Here is a 20,973-nt window from a genome sequence, read left to right as displayed (position 1 = left end):
CACTTTCTTCAACAGACTCATGAACTAATTCAAGCTCTTGCTCAAACATAAAAAATCCCCACCAGAATACTGGTAGGGATTATCATTCATCTTCAAGATCGGTCAAGTGCCCTTAAACGATCGGCATTGCGTCATTGACGGGCTTTTTGTCACAGCTAACTACTTGTCGAGTTCAATAGCTAACCTTTTTGCTACAGCATCGGGGGAATGGCTATTTTTGGCAAACAGACTGTAAGCAACAGGCACCACAACCAAAGTAAAAAATGTCGCCAGCGTGATACCTGATAGCACAACAACACCAATGACATAGCGAGTTTCTGAACCCGCACCCTGCGCCATAACTAAGGGTAATGCACCGGCGGCGGTAGTAATACCTGTCATAAGAATTGGACGTAATCGCTGCACAGATGCCTGCAAGATAGCTTCATTAAACTCCATGCCTCTATCACGTAATTGGTTAGCAAATTCAACAATCAAAATACCATTTTTCGCAGCCAAACCAACCAACATGATAATGCCAATCTGACTGTAAATATTGATACTTTGTCCGGTATACCATAGGCCAAGTAATGCGCCCAAAGTTGCCAAAGGTACTGTCAGCATAATAATCATCGGATGAATATAACTTTCAAATTGCGCCGCAAGTACTAGAAACACAATCCCGAGTGCGAGCACAAACACGAAGTTCATTGAATTACCAGACTCTTGATAATCTAATGAAGGTCCTTTATAACTTATCACGGCTTCTGCCGGTAAATACGTCAAGGTTAAATCATTCAGATAATCTAACGCTTCACCTAAGCTGTAGCCGTCAGCAAGATTAGCCTCAAGGGTAATTGATCGCATGCGGTTATAGCGGTTTAGTGAACTGGCATCGGCAAACTCTTCAATGGTGACTAAATTCGACAGCGGAATAAGTTCATTGGTTCGCGCCGAACGCACATAGAGGTTTTCCATGTCGCTAGCGGTACTTTGATTTTCTCGATTCCCTTCAATAATGACATCGTATTCTTCACCATCGCGCATGAATGTGGTGACTAATTTCGACCCTAACATGGTCTCTAATGTTCGGCCTATGTGTGAAATCGATACACCTAGATCAGCGGCACGGACTCTGTCTATCACAACTCGTAATTGAGGCTTGGTCTCTTGGTAATCATGGTCTAACCCTACAAGATTTGGGTTTTCCTTCGCCTTTTCAATGATGATGTCACGCCATTGTGCAAGCTCCTCATAATTCGGACCACCTAATACAAATTGCACAGGCTTACCAACACCTCGACCAAATGCTTGTCGCATTATAGGAAACGCACGAATACCGGCTAAGTCAGATAAACGGTTGCGGATATCAACAATGATTTCATTTGCACTGCGACGCTGCCCCCAATCTTCAAGCACAATAATTGCCATGCCGTTTGAAAAATCGGTTGCGGTGCCAAATCCGCGAGGGGCACGAATAAGCAGGCGTTTAATATCGCCACTGTCGACTAATGGCATTAAACGACCTTCAACCTCGTCCATATATTGCTCTATATATTCAAAGCTTGCCCCTTGAGGACCATTGACCATCAAGAACATTGAGCCACGGTCTTCCTGAGGCGCAAATTCTTGTGGTACTTTTTGTAATAAATAACCACTCAATGCGAAGGCAATCAATACCAGAAAACTGACGAGTAACGGTTGTTTGAAGGCTTTTTGCAAAGTGCCCTGATAGTGTTTTGACAACCTCAGCATCAATTTATCAATTTGCTTCACTAACCATGAATCTTGCTCAGCAGGTTTTAATAACTTTGAGCACATCATTGGACTTAATGTTAACGCAACAATACTTGAGAAAATTACAGCCGCACTCATGGTAACCGCAAATTCTTTAAACAATTTACCCAAATCCCCTTCTAAAAAGGTAATTGGCATAAATACCGCGACGAGGACTAAAGTGGTAGCAATAACCGCAAACGCCACTTCTCTGCTGCCTAAAAATGCGGCTTTAAGTGGTGAATCACCGTCTTCAATACGGCGGTGAATATTTTCAAGCATGACAATAGCATCATCAACGACCATACCTATCGCAAGGATCATGGCTAACAGCGTTAATAAGTTAATGGTGTACCCAAGTGCGTACAACACAGTAAAAGTCGCCAACAAGGAAACAGGAACGGTAATAGCTGGGATTAGCATTGCTCTTACACTGCCTAAGAACAAATAAATCACTATAGTCACTAGTATCATTGCAATAAAAAGCGTTTGATAAACCTCTTCTATTGATCGCTCAATAAATACTGAGCTATCGTATGAGCGTTTTATCTCCATTCCCGCCGGTAAGGTTGGATTAATTTTATCCACCAACGCATTAGCGGCGCGAGCCACTTCAAGTGTATTAGCCGTTGACTGCTTACTGACTCCAAGACCAATCATGGCTTCTTTGTTACCACGGAACACAATACGTTCTTCTTCGCTGCCAATTTCAACTTTGGCAACATCACCTAATTTAACTAAATATCCATCTTCACCCTGGGTTATGACTAAATTTGAGAAGTCTTCTGCCGTGCGATATACCCGTTCTAAACGCACAGTAAAATGACGATCTTGTGATTCAATAGAACCCGCAGGTAACTCAACGTTTTCTGAACGTAGCGCCGCTTCAATATCAGTCACCGTTAGATTTCTTGCTGCAAGGGCTTGTCTGTCAATCCAAATCCGCATCGCATACACCTTTCCGCCACCTAAGCGGAGTGTAGACACACCGTCAATGACTGAAAAACGATCAACTAAGTAGCGGTTTGCGTAATCAGTAAGCTGCAAAATATCCATTTGATCAGAGACTAAGTTAAGCCACATGATCACTTCATCGCTGCCATTTGCCTTATAAATAGATGGGGAATCCGCTTCTTCTGGAAGTTGTTCCAGCAAACCTGAAATACGGTCTCGTACATCGTTAGTTGCGGCTTCAATATCTCTACCGATATCAAATTCAATGGTAACACTTGAACGTCCATCAGAACTTGATGAACTGATATGGCGAATACCTTCTACACCACTAATTTGATCTTCAATTAGCTGAGTAATCCGACTTTCCACTACCGAGCTACTTGCACCACGATAACTGGTTTCAATTGAAACTATCGGAGGATCGATATTGGGATATTCACGTAAGGGCAGTTTTCCAAATGAAACTAACCCAAGCACAATAAGTAAAATACTGATGACCGAGGCAAGCACCGGACGCTTTACTGATAAATCCGTTAAGATCATGCTGCATTCTCCGCCTGACCTGTTTGCGCAAAGTGAAAGTTCTCAGCTTCTTGTAGCTTCACTTTATCGCCGGGGCGCACTTTTAAAATACCACGAATGATCACCTGTTGATTAACGTCTAAGCCTTCAATAATCTCAACCCAGCCACGGGTACGAACGCCTAGCTTAACTGGGATTTGAATAATTTCATCATCAGCATTAGTACTGTATACATAATGCTTATCTTGAATTGGAATAATGGCAGATTCTGGAAGTAACAGCCCTTCTCTGCTTTGCTTGATAAGTTTCACCTTCATTAACATACCCGGTAACAAGGCAAGATCTTCATTTGGCAAAACAGCACGCACCACAACAGCTCGAGTAGCTGGATTGACACGACTATCAATGGATGTAACTGTGCCAGTAAATACCCGGTCTGGAAATGCAACAGCGTGTGCCTCTACTTGTTTACCCTCTTGTAACTCTTGAATAAAACGTTCAGGAATGGAGAAGTCTAATTTGATTTTACTCACATCATCGAGGGTGGTAATTTGTTCCCCCGTTGTCACAAGGCTACCTAAACTCACCTGACGTAAACCCAAACGCCCCGAGAAAGGTGCAGTGATACGACGGTCCGTCAACGCAGATGTTGCTTGTTCAATTTCTGCTCGAGCTAAATCAATTAAGCTTTGTAATCTATCTCGCTCTAACTCAGCAACCGTTTTACTGGTCACCAATGAACTGATGCGATCATATTCACGCAAATGCTCAGTTAGCTTCACTTTTGCCACTTTGACTTTAGCTTGCTGTTCAGCATCTTGAAGCTGTATCAATAAGTCATCTTTGTTAACTAAGTCACCATCTTTAAAATTCACTTTAGTGATTACTTCAGTAATTTTGGAGGTTACGGTAATAGACTCATATGCCTTTCCCGTACCGATGGCTTCAACTTCATCACGTATAGACATCAGTTTGGTATTTGCAAATACCACGTTGGTAATGGGTTTAGCACGTTGCACTTGAGCCTGTTTTGGCTGCATTTGAATATAGCCAAATGCTGCTATGGCGCAAACTGCGATTATTAGTATAGTTTTTTTCATCAGTGTCCATTCCCTTTAGGGATATTATAATCATGCTTTTATAGGCTAAATTAAAATGCGATTCATTTAACCATTGTAGGGTTTAAGCTAGGGTCTGTTGACCTTGACTAGTGGAGTTTTGTTCGAGATAAAACCAATTAAGCCAAGAGAGAGGAATAAAGCCTAACAATCTAAGCAAAAATCACTCAACAAAGTGTCATTGGTTTTTAGCCGAATCCATCAGACAGCATTTATTTTGCCTTTATAAAGCGTTATAGGTTTATTGTGCAGCAAAAACTACACGGCAAAGCCCCTGCCTTGTATAAATAGCTAAAAATTCGCTGCAAACACAGCCGGAAAGTTCAAAGATCCCAGTGTTATAGTGACAAGGAACAAATTTAGATCACTATTTTATACGAATGTCTTTACTCAAAGTAAAACAGAAATCCTCATTACATTAGTGGTGCAATTGATTAACATTGATTTTACTCAGCACCGCCAGGTCTGCAAGGCGTTTTACCTTTGCTTACAAATTATTGAATGAGCAATGATGCCTTTTTGATCTGCAAGCAAAAAAAAAGAGATGCTATGCATCTCTTTTTCTCATCCATTTGAATTATCGTACTTTCCGATCTTCTCTCATTTGTGCTGCTATACGATTATACACTTCAGCAATCGCTTCATTTTTAAGCGGCTCATCTGTGACGTCATGCAGTAAAATTTTGGTTTCTTCTTTATTGTCTGTCGTTTTCAACAATAAACGATAGTTGCCTTTTTGCAGTGATAATTTCTCTTCGCCCCACAAAGAACTCCAGAATCCACCACTTTCTTCTAAATTGATGTAAAACAGACCCTTGCTAGTGTCCATATCGACGACATCAAAGCCTAATTCTGGCAGTACTATACGAAGACGCTCCCAGGTTTTATTAAAGTCTGCTTTCGCTAACCAATATGACTCAATGCCTTCACCTGGTTCGACTAAATCGATATCAATACCAAGGCTTTGTTCAACACGTGCTGCACGGATAGTACGCTCACGTTCGATACTCATATATGCCACGGTATTGTTTAACATGTCGATAGTGTAACGACGTTTGTCCTCACCCGTTAAGAATACTTCCTGCTGATCTTCATCATAATACTCTTCATGTTCGATAAGGTTGATGGTGACATCACCTGTTCGACCATGTGGCTTTACGTTAATATCAAAACGGTAGCGTTGACGCAGTAAATAGGCTTTATCATCACCAAACCAGCTGGTTTCCAATACTTCTTTGCTTTCAATCCAATCGGTTTCGATCACGCCTGATGCAAAATCATCAGAGCGTTTGGCAATACTATTTTTGGTTAAATAACCATTAATAACGCTGAAAATTTCTTGTTTGAGATCGGTATTATTATCAATAGACTCAATGATAATTTTGATATTATTGCTGCTTTCTTCAACATGAGTCCCTTCTGCCATTGCAATCACTTGCAAAGGGGGACGAATGTCTAATCGTTTTCCGATGACATTTAAATCAACCTTATCGCCAACAGGTGGAATGTCATATTCTTTACTGTAATTAGGCTGTTTTAATGATTCTGGGATCGTTAATAAAGCCATTGTCTCGGCCTGAGTATATTCATCATTACCATTGGCTTGTCGACGATCAATAGGGGTACTACAAGCCGTTAACGCAGTGATAATCAATATAGGGGTGACTTTTTTAAGCATGTATTATTGCACCTCAATTTGCGCATCTTTCATTGTCTCTATTAACAGACCATGAAATTGTTCAGAAAGTTCAGTCAATGGCAAACGAATATGTCCATCGCTTATTAAACCCATACGATGAACCGCCCATTTAACAGGGATTGGATTCGCTTCACAAAATAATGAACTGTATAAACCACGCAAAGGCTCATCAATTTTTGCAGCACGTTGTGCTTCACCCGCTAACGCTGCATCACACATGGCTTTAAAAGCATGTGGAACAATATTGTTAGCAACAGAGATAACACCATTACCGCCAGCAAGTAGGAACTCACGAGCTGTAGCGTCATCACCACTGTAAAGTAAAAAGTCATTACCACATAACTCACGTAATCTTGCTACCCGACTTACATCACCAGTGGCCTCTTTTACACCAATAATGTTACTAACATGACATAACTCAGCAACGGTTTCGGGTTTCATATCGACGGCTGTGCGGCCAGGAACATTATATAAAATCTGAGGAATGTCAGTACTTGCAGCCACGGCTTTATAGTGTGCAATTAATCCTTTAGGCGTAGGTTTGTTGTAATAAGGGGTTACACCTAACATGGCACTGATGCCTGAATTTTGCATGCCTTTGGTTAACTCAATGGCTTCAGCCGTTGCATTTGCGCCATTTCCACCAATAATGGGTACTCTACCGGCGGCAAAACTTACGGTCTGTTTTACGACTGCGATATGTTCTTTCATCGGTAACGTGGCAGATTCGCCTGTCGTCCCAACTGCAACAATGGCATCGGTACCTTGATTAATATGAAAATCTACCAGTCTTTCAAGACTTACATAGTCTATTGTGCCATCACTATTCATTGGTGTGATTAAGGCTACGATGCTTCCGTTTATCATCTATTTTCCCCAAGTTTTCAGGACTCGCTATGTTACTGATGCTATCAAGTAATGACAAGCTTTAGCAGTGCTCAAATCAAAATTACCCTAAAAAGCCAGATCATGCTAACTGACTACAAGGTCATAGCATTTTATGCTTTATGAAGACCAGATTACATATTAATGGCGGATTTAATGTTTAACTTTTATTGTAGTGTTGCAAATTTAACCAATTACCCACAGCATTGATTTAATTGTGCATAATTAAGGTGGTTTATAGCTATCATATGTTAATATTATCGTCTTTACAGATGCATAATTTTGCCGTTGTAAATTGATTTGCGCCATTCACTCGAACAATGAGGAAAATCCATGACCAACTATCTGGTCGTTACCGCAATGGGTGCCGATCGCCCTGGCTTAGTAAGTCGTTTAGCAAGACTCGCCAGTGATTGCGATTGTGACATCGTTGATAGCCGTATGGCTTTATTTGGTAATGAATTTACCCTGATTATGATGATTTCTGGCTCATGGTCAGCAATCACTAAAATAGAAACATTATTGCCGAGTCTAAGTGTTGAATTAGAACTGATGACAGTGATGAAACGTACCTCAAAACATGTTCCTAAAAATTTCGTTTCTCGCATTGAAGTTATCTTTACTGGCGAAGATCAGCGTGGAACCATGAAATCGATTACCCAATTTTTAGCTGATCGCTCGCTTGACCTAGCCGCAGTGCGTTCTCATGCGGAAGATAATGAAGGCCTGCAAACTCAGTCGATATTTTTAGCCATCAATATTCCTGAAAAAGTCGATTTAGCCAAACTTGAATCGACAATTTATCAATTGGCAGAAGACATGAACCTTGAATGCAGCATTAAATTAATGCAAGGTACAACCTCCCCTCAATAACCATTTTCAGAATCACACTAATCTCCTTTTGATTAGTATTCGTATATTATTCAAGGGCCCTAGCGCCCTTTTTTATTTTTACTAAGGAATGAATATGAACACCTTAACTGCGGGGGATGTGGCCCCAACTTTTACGTTACAAAATCAATTTGACCAATCGATTTCATTACAGGACTGTTTAAAAAAAGGTCCTGTATTAGTTTATTTTTACCCTAAAGCTGCAACTCCAGGTTGTACTGTGCAAGCACAAGGTTTACGTGACATTAAAGCGGATTTAGACGGATTAAATGTCACAGTATTAGGCATTAGCCCTGATCCTGTCGCCAAGCTTCAGCGATTTTCTGACAAGCAAGAGCTAAACTTTCATTTATTGAGTGATGAAGACCATAGCGTTGCAGATGCTTTTGGTGTTTGGGGCGAAAAGCAGTTTATGGGTAAAATCTATGATGGAATTCATCGTTTAAGTTTTATCGTCGGTACAGACGGCAAAATCAGCCATTTCGTCAATAAGTTTAAAACGAAAGACCACCATGAAGTGGTGCTAAAGCTTCTTAAATAAATGACTTAGTTTGTGATCAGTAATAAAAATGGCTTAGTTTTCACTAAGCCATTTTTGTATCACCTACATCTTAATCAAAACAAGATTATTGTTTGTCTGATTTCGCTGTGTCATCGGCAATATTGTTTTGTTGAGCATCAGTTTCTACAACCACTTCAGCACTTTCTTGTGCTAGCTTATTATTGATTACTTCAACTTCTTTTTCAGCTGTGGCTTGTTCAATCAAAGCAGCCTGCTCTTCTTCTAATAGCCTGAGTTTTTCTTCAGCTTCAAATTTAACCAGTTCTTCTTCTTTACGACGCGCTTTTTCTATGGCTCGTTGCTCAGCTTCTTCCGCTTCACGAATGGCTCTGGCTTCCGCTGCCGCTTTGGCCTCTTCTTCAGCTTTTATCTTAGCTAAACGCGCGGCCTCTTCATCTCGCTCACGTTGAATGATGGCTTGTTCCTGAGCTTCTTGAGGTAATAAACTGATTAACTCAATTCCTACAGGGAGTTTTTCGGTTTCGCCTGTGATGATTTTAAGCTTGGCATCTTTAGTGATATACACCAAAGGCATAGCTGTTTCACCATAACGTTGGCGGAACTTTTCGTAGCTAAAGTTTTCAGTAATGTTGGTCACTTTCAATACCGCGCCTTTTGCCATCAAACTGGCAATTTTGGCATAACTGATATTTTCACCAAATAAACATAAGCGTTTTAAGTAAGATTCTGACAGCTGATGTCGTCCACTTCCTACGTTTGTTTCATTATTATTTAAGCCAAACACCTTTTCTGTGCCATACAAATCTTGGAAATGAAAACTCACTAAAGGGTTTAACTGACGGTATGGAGACATTACTAACACACGGCCAATACCACTTAAATCCATGTAATTTTCAGCATGCTCTGATGCTGGATTACCGAAATATACCGGTATATTTTCCATTCGTGCTTGTCGAATGCTGTCCCAGTTACTGTCAGCCAAAATCACTTTAATGTTTTTAGCCAATAATTGTGAAGCCAAATCACGCGAGAACTTTGATGCACCAAAAATAAGTAAACCTTGATTTGAGCCTTCTTTAACACCTAAAAATTTAGCCCATGGACCTGCGGTTAAGCTTTGAATAACAACCGTACCAATAATGATAAAGAACACTAACGGCACGATTGAACTTGCACCATGTACGCCTAATTCTTCAAGTTTAATCGCAAATAATGAAGAAATTGCCGCGGCAACAATACCCCTTGGTGCGACCCAGCTAAGGAACCACTTATCATTAGATGTCAGACTGGTGCCTAGAGCAGATATCCAAATACTTAATGGACGTGCAATTAGCATGACCACAAACAACACACCAAAAGCACCAATTCCAAGCCCTAACATAGCACTAGAATCTAAACGTGCTGCAAGCAAAATAAACAGGGCTGAAATAAGCAGTACTGTTAAAGTCTCTTTAAATTCTAGAATATCGGCGATGTCTACACCACGCATGTTGGCAAGCCAAATACCCATGACAGTAACCGTTAATAATCCTGATTCATGTTGTAATAAGTTAGAGCCAACAAATACTCCCAACATGATCGTTAACACCGCGGTATTTCGCAGGTAATGCGGAAAGACGTTGTTTCTCAGTGCGACACCAATAAAGTAACCCGCAGCGGCGCCAATACCAAAACCAATCACTAATGTGAGGCCCAATGCGTACAATACGTGTGTTGTGGGATCGGCGGTAACTGCAACATATTCGTAAACCAAGACCGCAAACAATGCACCTATAGGATCAATAACAATACCTTCCCAACGCAAAATACTTGAAAGGTTCGATTTAGGTTGTACAGTTCGCAACATCGGCACAATTACTGTAGGTCCGGTAACAACCACTAATGCACCAAATAGAAATGCTACAGGCCAGTCAAAGCCCATAAAGAAATGTGCTGCTGGTGTAATACATGCCCAAGTAATCAATGCGCCTATAGTCACAAGATTCGTCACCATGCGGCTGTGATCTTTAATCTCTTTGAAGTTAAGCGTTAATGCCCCCTCAAAAAGGATCACCGCTACGCCCAATGAAATGATAGGAAATAATAGATCACCAAAAATTTCATCTGGATTAAGAATATTCAACCCAGGTCCCAGTAATAATCCACATAGCAGTAGTGGTAAGATGGCAGGTAATCTAAATTTCCAACCCGCCCATTGACACAAAAGCGATAGCACACCAATCAACGCCAGCATGCCAGTGATGTGTTCAACCATATTCATTTCCTTTTTGTATTTTCAGCGTTAATCATCAACGCAAAATATTCGTCGCCCTACATATAGCTTAAATCTGTTTCAGCCAATTCATAATGACAATGAAGGCGGCATAAATCTATCGAGCTGATAGTTTAATCGATAAACACATAGGCCGTAAAAATGCATAATGCCTATCTTCTTGTATAGCTTGCATCACCACAAAGAACTTAATCAATTGATAATTAAAAATTTAAAATCAAACTCATTGAATTCAGTCATCCACACTAATTTGTGCATATAGAATACTAATTTAAGCCATGGTTCAAGCGCTATTTTGTATTAGTCGAACATTGTATTTCATTGAAATTAATGCAGCAAATTACTGATAGATCACAATTAAAAAGAAAAAGCCTAAGACGGATCTTAGGCTTAATAATGATGTTCGCAATATAGACACAATTTAGCGACTAATCTTGTGGTACTCGAACCTTACCTTCCATTAACACTCTTGCACTTCGGCTCATAATGGCTTTAGTCACTTGCCAGCTGCCCTGCAATATTTTAGCTTCAGCACCGACTCGCAAAGTCCCTGATGGGTGACCAAAGACAACAGATTGACGCTCTACTCCACCTGCAGCAAGATTAACCAAAGTACCAGGTATGGCGGCTGCAGTGCCAATTGCCACCGCGGCGGTACCCATCATTGCATGATGAAGTTTACCCATTGATAATGCTCTGACTGATAAATCGATATCTGCAGCACTGATTGCTTTACCACTGGAGCTCACGTAATCTGCAGCTGGTGCAACAAAGGCGATTTTAGGAGTATGCTGGCGAGCTTTGGCTTGTTCTAAATCCGTAATTAACCCCATTTTTAGCGCGCCATAGGCACGAAGTGTTTCAAAGCGAGCTAAAGCCGCTTCATCGTTGTTAATGGCATCTTGCAATTCCATTCCGCTATAACCAATATCTGCTGCGTTTAAGAATATCGTTGGGATACCAGCATTGATCATAGTGACAGTAAATTTACCTATGTTAGGTACATCTAATTGATCAACCACATTCCCGCTTGGAAACATCGCCCCTTCACCATCGGCGGGATCGATAAATTCAACTTGCACTTCTGCAGCAGGAAACGTGACACCATCAAGTTCAAAATCACCAGTTTCTTGTACTTCGCCATTGGTCATGGGTATATGGGCGATAATGGTTTTTTTTATATTTGCCTGCCAAATTCTTACCACGGTAATACCATTAGCAACAACACGACTTGGGTCTATTAGTCCATTGCTGATAGCAAATGCCCCCACGGCTGCGGTTAAATTGCCACAATTACCACTCCAATCGATAAAAGCCTTGTCAATAGCGACCTGACCAAACAAATAATCTACGTCATGATCAGCTCGGCTGCTTCTAGATAACAACACTGTCTTACTGGTACTGGATGTTGCTCCGCCCATTCCATCGGTGTGCTTGCCATAGGGATCTGGACTACCAATCACACGTAACAATAATTGATCGCGCGCAGGCCCCGGGGTTTGTGCGGCTAAGGGTAAATCACTGACATTAAAAAACACTCCTTTGCTGGTACCACCGCGCATATAAGTCGCTGGAATTTTTAACTGTGGTTTAAAGGTCATGGTCTGTCCTTAAATCTGTTACTTAAAAAAGGCGACGTTGGATAATCCCTACATCGCCTATTTGCTCATTAATAGTATTGGGATAAATTACTTAGCTGCACTAGACTCTAAAAAGTCCTGCGCAAAACGCTGTAATACACCACCCGCTTCGTAAATAGACACTTCTTCAGCAGTATCTAAGCGGCATTTGACAGCAACATTCACCTGCTCACCATTTGCTCTGTTAATGATAAGAGTCAGTTGCGCGCCTGGAATGCGATCACCAATGACATCAAACGTTTCAGTACCGTCAATGGCATAAGTATGACGATTTTCACATTTAATAAATTCAAGTGGTAAAACGCCCATACCCACTAAGTTAGTACGATGAATACGTTCAAAACCTTCAGCAACAATCACTTCTACTCCGGCCAGACGTACACCTTTTGCGGCCCAATCACGTGAAGAGCCTTGACCGTAGTCGGCACCCGCAATAATGATTAACGGCTGCTTACGCTCCATGTAAGTTTCTATCGCTTCCCACATGCGACTCACTTTACCTTCAGGTTCAATTCGCGCTAAGGAGCCTTGCTTAACCTTGCCATCTTCCTTGACCATTTCATTGAACAGTTTTGGATTAGCAAATGTCGCGCGCTGTGCAGTTAAATGATCACCGCGATGAGTTGCGTAAGAGTTAAAGTCTTCCTCAGGCAAGCCCATTTTGTCTAAATAAGCCCCTGCTGCACTGTCTAACATAATAGCGTTTGATGGCGACAAATGATCGGTGGTGATGTTGTCACCAAGAACCGCCAAAGGACGCATACCTTTCATGGTACGTTCACCCGCTAATGCGCCTTCCCAATACGGCGGACGACGAATATAGGTACTTTGTGGGCGCCAATCGTATTGTGGGTTGATATGTGAACCGTATTCAACTTTGATATCGAACATTGGGTTATACACTTGTCTAAACTGTTCAGGCTTGACACTGCTGGCAACAATGGCGTTAATTTCTTCATCCGTTGGCCAAATATCTTTAAGGCGCACTTCATTACCTTGTTGATCTAAGCCTAAAACATCTTTTTCGATATCAAAACGAATGGTTCCTGCAATAGCATAAGCGACAACTAAAGGCGGTGATGCTAAGAAGGCTTGATTGGCATGGGGATGAATACGACCATCAAAGTTTCGGTTACCTGATAATACGGCTGTTGTGTATAGTTTGCGTTCGAGGACTTCTTGCTGAATAACGGGATCGAGTGCCCCACTCATTCCATTACAAGTTGTACAAGCAAACGCAACGATACCAAAGCCAAGCTGCTCTAGTTCAGGCAGTAAATTAGCCTGCTCTAAATACATTTGTACCGCTTTAGAGCCTGGAGCTAAAGACGATTTCACCCAAGATTTGCGTAATAGACCTTTGGCATTTGCGTTACGGGCAATTAAACCAGCTGCTATCATGTTGCGGGGGTTACTGGTGTTAGTACAGCTGGTAATCGCAGCAATGATCACCGCGCCATCAGGCATTTTACCGGGTTCATTTTCGACAACACCACTGATCCCTCTTGCGGCTAATTCAGAAGTTGGTACTCGACTGTGAGGATTTGACGGGCCTGCAATATTACGGGTAACACTGGATAAATCGAAGCGTAATACGCGATCATATTGCGCATCTTTAAGGCTATCCGACCATAAACCTGTCGTTTTAGCATAATGTTCAACTAAGGCAACTTGCTCATCTTCACGTCCAGTTAACCGCAAATAATCAATCGTTTGCTCATCTATCGAGAACATGGCCGCGGTAGCGCCATACTCTGGTGTCATGTTCGATATTGTCGCGCGATCCCCTAATGTCAGGTGTTTAGTGCCTTCACCATAAAACTCTAGGTACGAAGAAACCACTTTTTCAGCACGTAAGTATTCAGTTAACGCTAATACAATATCGGTCGCTGTAATGCCAGGATGTGGTTTACCGACAACCTCAACACCAAAAATGTCCGGTAAACGCATATATGAAGCACGACCTAACATCACACTTTCAGCTTCTAAGCCGCCAACACCTATGGCTATAACGCCAAGGGCATCTACCATTGGCGTATGGCTATCTGTGCCTACTAAAGTGTCAGGAAAGGCAACACCATCACGAGCTTGGATCACTGGTGACATACGTTCTAAGTTAATTTGATGCATGATGCCGTTTCCAGGCGGGATCACGTCAACATTTTTAAACGCCGTTTTCGTCCAGTTAATGAAGTGAAAACGGTCATCATTGCGGCGATCTTCAATCGCACGGTTTTTTGCAAAGGCATCTTTTTCAAAACCAGCATGTTCTACAGCTAAAGAGTGATCGACAATCAATTGTGTCGGCACTACTGGATTAACTTTTGATGGGTCACCGCCTTTGTCAGCAATGGCATCACGTAGACCAGCTAAATCCACCAGCGCTGTTTGACCTAAAATATCATGGCAAACCACACGGGCAGGAAACCATGGAAAGTCGAGATCACGTTTACGCTCGATAATCTGTTTCAACGACGCGGTTAATTGGTCTGCAGGACAACGACGTACTAAGTTTTCTGCAAGCACTCTGGAGGTATAAGGTAATTTAGCGTAGCTGCCAGGTGCAATGGCTTCGACGGCTTCACGGGTATCAAAGTAATCTAAAGAGGTTCCAGCGAGGGATTTACGATATTGCTTATTCATAACTTCATCCAAACCTTATGTTACCAACAGCAAAGTGAGTTTGCTGTTGGTTTTGTAATTGGCTTTGTGTTAATTAACGCTGATTAATTGGCATGACTTTACGTGGTTCGCTGCCGATGTAATCTGCACTAGGACGGATAATACGGTTATTTGAACGCTGCTCCATAACATGAGCTGCCCAACCGGTTAAACGTGAACACACAAAAATAGGCGTAAACAATTTAGTTGGAATGCCCATAAAATGGTAAGCAGATGCATGGAAAAAGTCAGCGTTACAGAATAATTTTTTGGTGTCCCACATGTATTCTTCACAAGCGACTGAAATATCATAAAGTGATGTATCACCATGCTCGTGAGCGAGTTTTTCAGACCATTCTTTAATGATCACATTACGCGGATCAGATTCACGGTAAATAGCATGACCAAAGCCCATGATTTTTTCTTTACGTGCCAGCATGCCAGCCATTTGTACTTTGGCGTCTTCAGGCGATTTGAATTTCTGGATCATATCCATTGCCGCTTCATTAGCGCCACCGTGAAGCGGACCACGTAATGAACCAATTGCGCCAGTAATACATGAATACATGTCAGAAAGCGTTGAGGCACAGACTCGAGCTGTAAAAGTAGATGCATTGAATTCATGTTCTGCATAAAGGATCAATGACACATCAATGACTCGACGGTGTTGCTCAGAAGGGGTTTCGCCACGTAATAATTTAAGAAAATGACCACCGATAGATTCTTCATCGGTAACACAGTCAATTTCAACGCCGTCATGGCTATAGCGATACCAAAAACACATAATGGCAGGAAATGCCGCCAATAAACGGTTAGCTGCTTGCTGTTGCTTTGAGAAGTCGGTTTCTGGCTCAATATTACCTAAAAATGAACAACCTGTACGCATCACATCCATTGGATGCGCATCGGCAGGGATTAATTTAAGCACTTCCTTCAACGCTTGCGGTAAATCACGCTGTGTGAATAACGACGCTTTGTATTCTTGTAACTGAGCACTATTTGGCAATTCACCGTTAAACAGTAAATAGGCGACCTCTTCAAACGTAGCATTATCAGCTAAATCTTTTACATCGTATCCGCAATAAGTTAAACCTGAACCCGTTTTACCTACTGTACATAAAGCCGTTTCGCCAGCACTTTGTCCGCGTAGTCCTGCACCTGCTAATTTTTTATCTACCATGATCGTCTTCCTATTATTATGGCCGTCATCTTTTTTATTGTCGGCTGTAGGGTAAGTCATCACTCTGTTACATCAATCTTGCTACCTAAATCGTGCAAACCAGAGTTAATTGAAAATTGTTCCATTGGCTTTTCTGGCTAATTCAAAATAACTGGGAGCAAAGCCTGTTGGCGTGTCTGCCCGATGTTATAGCCAAATTAAGATAAAATTATTTGTTTTTACCTTCAGCAAATAAGCTATCTAATTTTTGTTCATAGTCGTGATAACCAAGATAATCATACAAATCCATCCGCGTTTGCATCATATCCACCACGGCCTTTTGATCGCCTTGGTCTAAAATCGAGGTATATACCATTTCAGCCGCTTTATTCATTGCTCTAAAAGCACTTAACGGATAAAGCACCATTGAAGCGCCCCATTCACCTAGTTGCTTCTTGTTCCACAATTCAGTTTGGCCAAACTCAGTGATATTTGCCAAAATTGGCACATCAAGTGCTGCGGCAAAGGCACGATAATGTACTTCGGTTTTTACCGCTTCTGCAAAAATGCCATCCGCACCGGCAGCAACATAGGCTTTAGCACGCTCAATTGCGGCTTCTAAGCCTTCTTGTGCAAATGAATCGGTACGAGCCATAATAAAAAAATCAGGATCGGTACGGGCATCGACAGCCGCTTTAATACGGTCAACCATTTCTTCTACAGAAACGATCTCTTTATTAGGACGATGACCACAACGCTTTTGTGCTACTTGATCTTCCATGTGCACAGCTGCAGCACCTGCTTTTTCCATATCGCGAATGGTTTTAGCAATATTAAATGCCCCACCCCAACCTGTGTCGATATCCACTAGCAAAGGTAAATCACAAGCAGAGGTAATACGCTGAACATCAACTAACACGTCATTCAAGGAAGTCATGCCTAAATCGGGTAACCCATACGAGGCGTTGGCAACACCACCACCTGACAAATAAATGGCTTGATGGCCAATTTGTTTTGCCATCATCGCAGAATAAGCATTGATGGTACCGACTATTTGCAATGGTTTATTGGCCATAAGTGCTTGGCGAAATTTTTTACCTGCGCTCATATTCTTTCCTTGTGTGTTAACAATGTTAATTCGATTGTCGGTCATCATAATCTTAGATGGCTAACTTAACTTGGCTTCAATACTATTTTTTGAATACATAATATGGCGACGCATTAGCATCTCTGCTAGTTCTGCATCACGGTTTGCAATGGCTTTAACAATATGTTTATGCTCGTCATAGGCTGTGGTCACTCTGGGTCCCGCCATACCAAGTTGCACACGGTACATGCGCACTAAATGATAAATGCCATCAAACAACATACTGATTAAATGCTTATTTTTACTACCCAATATGATCCGATAATGAAAATCAACATCACCCGCTTCCTGATAATAAGACTGACCGTCTTTCACTTCATCAAAATGGCTTTGCAGTAATCCCATCAAATCATCAATTTCTTCATGGGTCATATTCACAGCGGCTAACCTTGCGGCCATCCCCTCTAATGACTCACGCACTTGATAAAGCTCTATCAAACCTTGAGGACTGAGCGCGACAACTCTGGCGCCAACATTGGCTTTACGTTCAACGATGTGACAAGCCTCAAGACGATTAATGGCTTCACGGATAATGGCACGGCTGACAGCATATTTTGTCGACAATTCAGTTTCACTGAGTTTTGATCCCGCCACAATTCTGCCTTCAACTATATCGTCTCTTAGCAAAATAAAGGTTTTATCGGCCGCGGTTACGGGCTTTTCATTGGCGAGGTGCATGCTTATTTAACTCAATGATGACTTAGTATGTCGACAATATAGCAACATATCAGGAATAAACAACCTAAAAGACCGCATATTGTCGACAAAATAGTTTATTTAATGTTAATGACAACTAAATTGATAAGGAAATAAGTCTCTATTTATAAGTTTAGTCGACAATCTTAGGGTTAAGTTTCAAAAATGAAAATATCCTGAATGGTCATTACCGTTTTGTCTGTATCACTTAACAGTATTGACGAGTAGATTAGTAATATCCGTGGTTATTGAAGTTAATGAATATGAAAATTGCACTGTTTATTCCCTGTTTGGTAAATCAAATGATGCCTGATGTGGCAATTGCCACTTTGTCATTGCTGGAAAAGTTAGGTCATCAAGTGATATTTCCAGAGGGGCAAACTTGTTGTGGTCAACCTATGACTAACTCTGGCTGTTTTAATGAAGCCCGCAATACTACGCTCAAATTATTAAATGCATTTAAAGGCGTGGAATGCGATGCCATTGTGTGCCCTGCTGCATCTTGTTTAGTGGCAGCTAAAGAAAACTTTCACGAATTTGATCAAAGCCAAGAAGCGCAAGATGTGATTAATAAATTGTATGAACTTACCGAATTCTTACACGATATTGCGCCTATAGCGTCGTTTAAGCATAAATTTGAACACACAATTAGCCTGCAAATGAGTTGCCATGGCTTACGAATGTTGAGCTTAGCCACCCCAAGTGAGTCTATGGGGCCACAGTTCAATAAAGTTGAAGCTGTACTGCAAAATATTCCAGGTATCAATATTGTTTACCCGGCACCACGTGATGAATGTTGCGGCTTTGGCGGTACATTTGCGGTAGATGAAGGTGCTGTATCAGCCAAGATGGGCAAAGATAAAGCCCATGCCCATGCTGCCACCCACGCACAATATGTGGTTGGGTTTGACCCTTCTTGTTTACTGCATCTTGATGGCATGATCCGCAGGCAACTACTGCCGATACAAACCCGCCATATTGCTCAAATCATCGATGCGGCATTATAAGGAGGCTTCAAATGTATCAATCTAAAAGTCATGCAGACAATGCCACCATCTTCTGCCGCGATGAAAATCGCGTCGATTGGCACTCTAAAGCCCTATGGAACTTAAGAGAAAAACGTGACAGAGCGGCTGCAAGCGTGCCTGAATGGGAACAGCTGCGCCAACTTGGCTCTGAAATTAAACTGCATACCTTAAGCCATCTTGGCGATTATCTTTGCCAGTTTGAACAAAAATGTATTGAAAATGGGATTCAGGTGCACTGGGCTAAAGATGCCAGTGAACATAATGCAATTGCATTAAAGATTTTATCTACACATTCAGTCAAAAAGTTAGTTAAATCAAAATCAATGTTGACTGAAGAATGTCATTTAAACCCTTTTCTTGAAAAGCATGGCATTGAAGTGATTGATACAGATTTAGGCGAGCGCATTATTCAGCTTAATAACCAACCTCCTTCGCATATTGTGGTGCCTGCCATCCATATGAAAAAAGAAGAGGTTGGTGAACTGTTTCATCAAAAGCTTAATACCCCAAAAGGTGAATCAGATCCTACTCGCCTAACCCGTGCAGCCCGTAAACACTTACGCGATCAGTTTCTCAGTGCCGATGCTGCAATGACTGGCGTCAACATGGCCATCGCCGATTTAGGTGCTGTGGTTGTGTGTACCAATGAAGGGAATGCCGATATGGGCGCTAACTTGCCCAAACTGCAAATTCATTCAATGGGTATAGATAAAATAGTGCCGGATGCGGAGAGTGCTATGGTGCTTCTACGTATGTTAGCAAGAAATGCTATTGGCCAACCTATTACCACTTATTCGTCTTTCTATCGTGGCAGTAAAGCCGACGGCGAAATGCACATTATCATTGTCGATAATGGCCGTACTGACATCATGCAGGATAAAATTCTTGCTGAGTCATTAAAATGTATTCGTTGTGGTGGTTGTTTGAACACTTGTCCGGTTTATCGCCGTTCTGGCGGGTTCAGCTATAACTACACTATACCTGGACCAATTGGTATTGCCGTAGGTGCTCAGCATGATGACAGTAATACTATTCCATGGGCCTGTACACTTTGTGGCAGTTGTAGCTATGTTTGCCCTACAAAAGTCCCACTGGATAAAATCATTGCTCACCACCGCCGTTTAAAAGCTGAACAGGGCAAACTGCCATTTGGTAAAAAGTACTATATGCCGGCAGTGGGTAAATTGATGAGTTCACCAACCTTATTAAACTGTGCGATGGGAAGTGCACGACTGGCATTAAAAGTCATTCCACACAGTCTGATCAAACCCTTTTCAGGTGCATGGGGCCAATACCGAGAATTGCCTGTTTCGCCAAAATCGAGTTTTGATACCTGGTATAAACAACACAAAGCATCAAACAAGGAGGCAAAATAATGTCTCATAATACCGCGAGCAAACAAGCCATTTTGGCAGCCTTAGGCCAATCTTCAATTAACCAGTTAAATCAAAAACCTGATTTGTCTGGTTTAAAAAGTTCTGCCCTTTTACAAGCAGATTTAATTAATCGATTTGAGAAAGGCCTAGCCTCGGTCACTGGTGAATTAGTTTATCCAGACGATGGTAACAGCTTCGATTTACTTAAGGGCAATGTTGCACAGCTTATAAGCCAAGGTATGCAAGTGATCTCATTAGTTGACGGCATCCAAGGTAATCAACTGATGCCTATGCAGCCCCATGAACTTAAACACATAGACTACGCGATCATTCAGGCTAGGTTTGCTGTGGCGGAAAATGGCGCAATATGGGTAGACAGTGAACAATTGAATGGCATAAACACCAATACTCACAGAGTGCTACCTTTCATTTGCGAGAACCTAATAATGGTGCTGAATAAAGACAATATTGTTGCAACCATGCATGATGCGCCAGAAAAAATGCACTTGCATGCTGGTGACTTTGGGACATTTATTGCAGGTCCCAGTAAAACGGCCGATATTGAACAAGCATTAGTAGTGGGAGCCCATGGTGCGTTCAGTTTAAAGGTATATTTGATTTAAGCATAAAGTAACCTCAGCTCGGCA

15 protein-coding genes are annotated in these 20,973 nt (G+C 41.6%); 5 read left to right on the top strand and 10 right to left on the bottom strand.

Translation table 11 applies throughout. From position 1 onward, the window contains the following. Window positions 1-159 precede the first annotated feature (159 nt). The 4 genes from ORI98_RS12145 to dapA form a co-directional block, all read right to left on the bottom strand. Window positions 160-3,252, bottom strand: coding sequence for an efflux RND transporter permease subunit (locus ORI98_RS12145; protein ID WP_261296653.1), 3,093 nt, complete (start codon window positions 3,250-3,252; stop codon window positions 160-162). Further along, window positions 3,249-4,331 (bottom strand): efflux RND transporter periplasmic adaptor subunit, encoded by a 1,083-nt coding sequence (locus ORI98_RS12140; RefSeq protein WP_306135379.1) that lies wholly within the window; start codon window positions 4,329-4,331, stop codon window positions 3,249-3,251. Before ORI98_RS12140 ends, ORI98_RS12145 begins: the two co-directional genes overlap by 4 nt. A gap of 595 nt (window positions 4,332-4,926) precedes the next feature. Further along, window positions 4,927-6,027: an outer membrane protein assembly factor BamC gene (gene bamC / locus ORI98_RS12135; protein WP_306135378.1), complete on the bottom strand. Its 1,101-nt coding sequence runs from the start codon at window positions 6,025-6,027 to the stop codon at window positions 4,927-4,929. 3 nt (window positions 6,028-6,030) lie between these two features. Further along, window positions 6,031-6,915, bottom strand: a complete 885-nt coding sequence (gene dapA, locus ORI98_RS12130; protein ID WP_306135377.1) for a 4-hydroxy-tetrahydrodipicolinate synthase — start codon at window positions 6,913-6,915, stop codon at window positions 6,031-6,033. Between the two features lie 351 nt (window positions 6,916-7,266). On the opposite strand from dapA, the gene ORI98_RS12125 reads away from it, so the two are divergent. Together ORI98_RS12125 and bcp are read left to right on the top strand one after the other, a co-directional pair. Beyond that, a complete protein-coding gene (locus tag ORI98_RS12125) occupies window positions 7,267-7,806 on the top strand; it encodes a glycine cleavage system protein R (RefSeq protein ID WP_188839826.1) in 540 nt (179 codons plus the stop codon). A 94-nt stretch (window positions 7,807-7,900) separates the two neighbouring features. Then, the gene (gene bcp / locus ORI98_RS12120) at window positions 7,901-8,365 is read left to right on the top strand and encodes a thioredoxin-dependent thiol peroxidase (protein ID WP_306135376.1); all 465 of its coding nucleotides are present in this window, start codon (window positions 7,901-7,903) and stop codon (window positions 8,363-8,365) included. A gap of 85 nt (window positions 8,366-8,450) precedes the next feature. Here the strand turns inward: bcp and ORI98_RS12115 are convergent, their stop codons facing one another. The 6 genes from ORI98_RS12115 to ORI98_RS12090 form a co-directional block, all read right to left on the bottom strand. Next, window positions 8,451-10,601, bottom strand: a complete 2,151-nt coding sequence (locus tag ORI98_RS12115) for a sodium:proton antiporter (protein WP_306135375.1) — start codon at window positions 10,599-10,601, stop codon at window positions 8,451-8,453. A gap of 446 nt (window positions 10,602-11,047) precedes the next feature. After that, window positions 11,048-12,220 (bottom strand): 2-methylaconitate cis-trans isomerase PrpF, encoded by a 1,173-nt coding sequence (prpF, locus tag ORI98_RS12110; protein WP_306135374.1) that lies wholly within the window; start codon window positions 12,218-12,220, stop codon window positions 11,048-11,050. Window positions 12,221-12,307: 87 nt separating this feature from the next. After that, window positions 12,308-14,902 (bottom strand): Fe/S-dependent 2-methylisocitrate dehydratase AcnD, encoded by a 2,595-nt coding sequence (acnD, locus tag ORI98_RS12105; protein WP_306135373.1) that lies wholly within the window; start codon window positions 14,900-14,902, stop codon window positions 12,308-12,310. Window positions 14,903-14,975: 73 nt separating this feature from the next. Then, on the bottom strand, window positions 14,976-16,100 hold the full coding sequence (gene prpC, locus ORI98_RS12100) for a 2-methylcitrate synthase (RefSeq protein WP_306135372.1): 1,125 nt from the start codon (window positions 16,098-16,100) through the stop codon (window positions 14,976-14,978). A gap of 208 nt (window positions 16,101-16,308) precedes the next feature. Next, window positions 16,309-17,187: a methylisocitrate lyase gene (prpB, locus tag ORI98_RS12095; RefSeq protein ID WP_306135371.1), complete on the bottom strand. Its 879-nt coding sequence runs from the start codon at window positions 17,185-17,187 to the stop codon at window positions 16,309-16,311. Between the two features lie 60 nt (window positions 17,188-17,247). Beyond that, window positions 17,248-17,904 (bottom strand): GntR family transcriptional regulator, encoded by a 657-nt coding sequence (locus ORI98_RS12090; protein WP_261296663.1) that lies wholly within the window; start codon window positions 17,902-17,904, stop codon window positions 17,248-17,250. 281 nt (window positions 17,905-18,185) lie between these two features. Here ORI98_RS12090 and ORI98_RS12085 point away from each other — a divergent pair, with 281 nt between their 5' ends. The 3 genes from ORI98_RS12085 to ORI98_RS12075 are packed head-to-tail and all read left to right on the top strand — an operon-like array spanning window position 18,186 to window position 20,949. Then, window positions 18,186-18,929: a (Fe-S)-binding protein gene (locus ORI98_RS12085; protein WP_261296936.1), complete on the top strand. Its 744-nt coding sequence runs from the start codon at window positions 18,186-18,188 to the stop codon at window positions 18,927-18,929. An 11-nt stretch (window positions 18,930-18,940) separates the two neighbouring features. After that, entirely contained in the window at window positions 18,941-20,326 is a 1,386-nt protein-coding gene (locus tag ORI98_RS12080; RefSeq protein WP_306135370.1) for a lactate utilization protein B, read from the top strand. Further along, the gene (locus ORI98_RS12075; protein ID WP_306135369.1) at window positions 20,326-20,949 is read left to right on the top strand and encodes an LUD domain-containing protein; all 624 of its coding nucleotides are present in this window, start codon (window positions 20,326-20,328) and stop codon (window positions 20,947-20,949) included. The genes ORI98_RS12080 and ORI98_RS12075 overlap by 1 nt, the downstream gene beginning before the upstream one ends. The last annotated feature ends 24 nt before the right edge of the window (window positions 20,950-20,973 follow it).

The organism is Shewanella sp. ULN5, assembly GCF_030731885.1.
GTDB lineage: Bacteria > Pseudomonadota > Gammaproteobacteria > Enterobacterales > Shewanellaceae > Shewanella > Shewanella holmiensis.
This window is presented reverse-complemented; position numbering and strand designations above follow the sequence as displayed.

Excerpts from the sequence above, each read along its gene's own strand:
- ORI98_RS12145 (WP_261296653.1), bottom strand. The coding sequence starts at position 3,252 with ATGATCTTAACGGATTTATCAGTAAAGCGTCCGGTGCTTGCCTCGGTC.
- ORI98_RS12140 (WP_306135379.1), bottom strand. The coding sequence starts at position 4,331 with ATGAAAAAAACTATACTAATAATCGCAGTTTGCGCCATAGCAGCATTT.
- bamC (WP_306135378.1), bottom strand. The coding sequence starts at position 6,027 with ATGCTTAAAAAAGTCACCCCTATATTGATTATCACTGCGTTAACGGCT.
- dapA (WP_306135377.1), bottom strand. The coding sequence starts at position 6,915 with ATGATAAACGGAAGCATCGTAGCCTTAATCACACCAATGAATAGTGAT.
- ORI98_RS12125 (WP_188839826.1), top strand. The coding sequence starts at position 7,267 with ATGACCAACTATCTGGTCGTTACCGCAATGGGTGCCGATCGCCCTGGC.
- bcp (WP_306135376.1), top strand. The coding sequence starts at position 7,901 with ATGAACACCTTAACTGCGGGGGATGTGGCCCCAACTTTTACGTTACAA.
- ORI98_RS12115 (WP_306135375.1), bottom strand. The coding sequence starts at position 10,601 with ATGGTTGAACACATCACTGGCATGCTGGCGTTGATTGGTGTGCTATCG.
- prpF (WP_306135374.1), bottom strand. The coding sequence starts at position 12,220 with ATGACCTTTAAACCACAGTTAAAAATTCCAGCGACTTATATGCGCGGT.
- acnD (WP_306135373.1), bottom strand. The coding sequence starts at position 14,902 with ATGAATAAGCAATATCGTAAATCCCTCGCTGGAACCTCTTTAGATTAC.
- prpC (WP_306135372.1), bottom strand. The coding sequence starts at position 16,100 with ATGGTAGATAAAAAATTAGCAGGTGCAGGACTACGCGGACAAAGTGCT.
- prpB (WP_306135371.1), bottom strand. The coding sequence starts at position 17,187 with ATGAGCGCAGGTAAAAAATTTCGCCAAGCACTTATGGCCAATAAACCA.
- ORI98_RS12090 (WP_261296663.1), bottom strand. The coding sequence starts at position 17,904 with ATGCACCTCGCCAATGAAAAGCCCGTAACCGCGGCCGATAAAACCTTT.
- ORI98_RS12085 (WP_261296936.1), top strand. The coding sequence starts at position 18,186 with ATGAAAATTGCACTGTTTATTCCCTGTTTGGTAAATCAAATGATGCCT.
- ORI98_RS12080 (WP_306135370.1), top strand. The coding sequence starts at position 18,941 with ATGTATCAATCTAAAAGTCATGCAGACAATGCCACCATCTTCTGCCGC.
- ORI98_RS12075 (WP_306135369.1), top strand. The coding sequence starts at position 20,326 with ATGTCTCATAATACCGCGAGCAAACAAGCCATTTTGGCAGCCTTAGGC.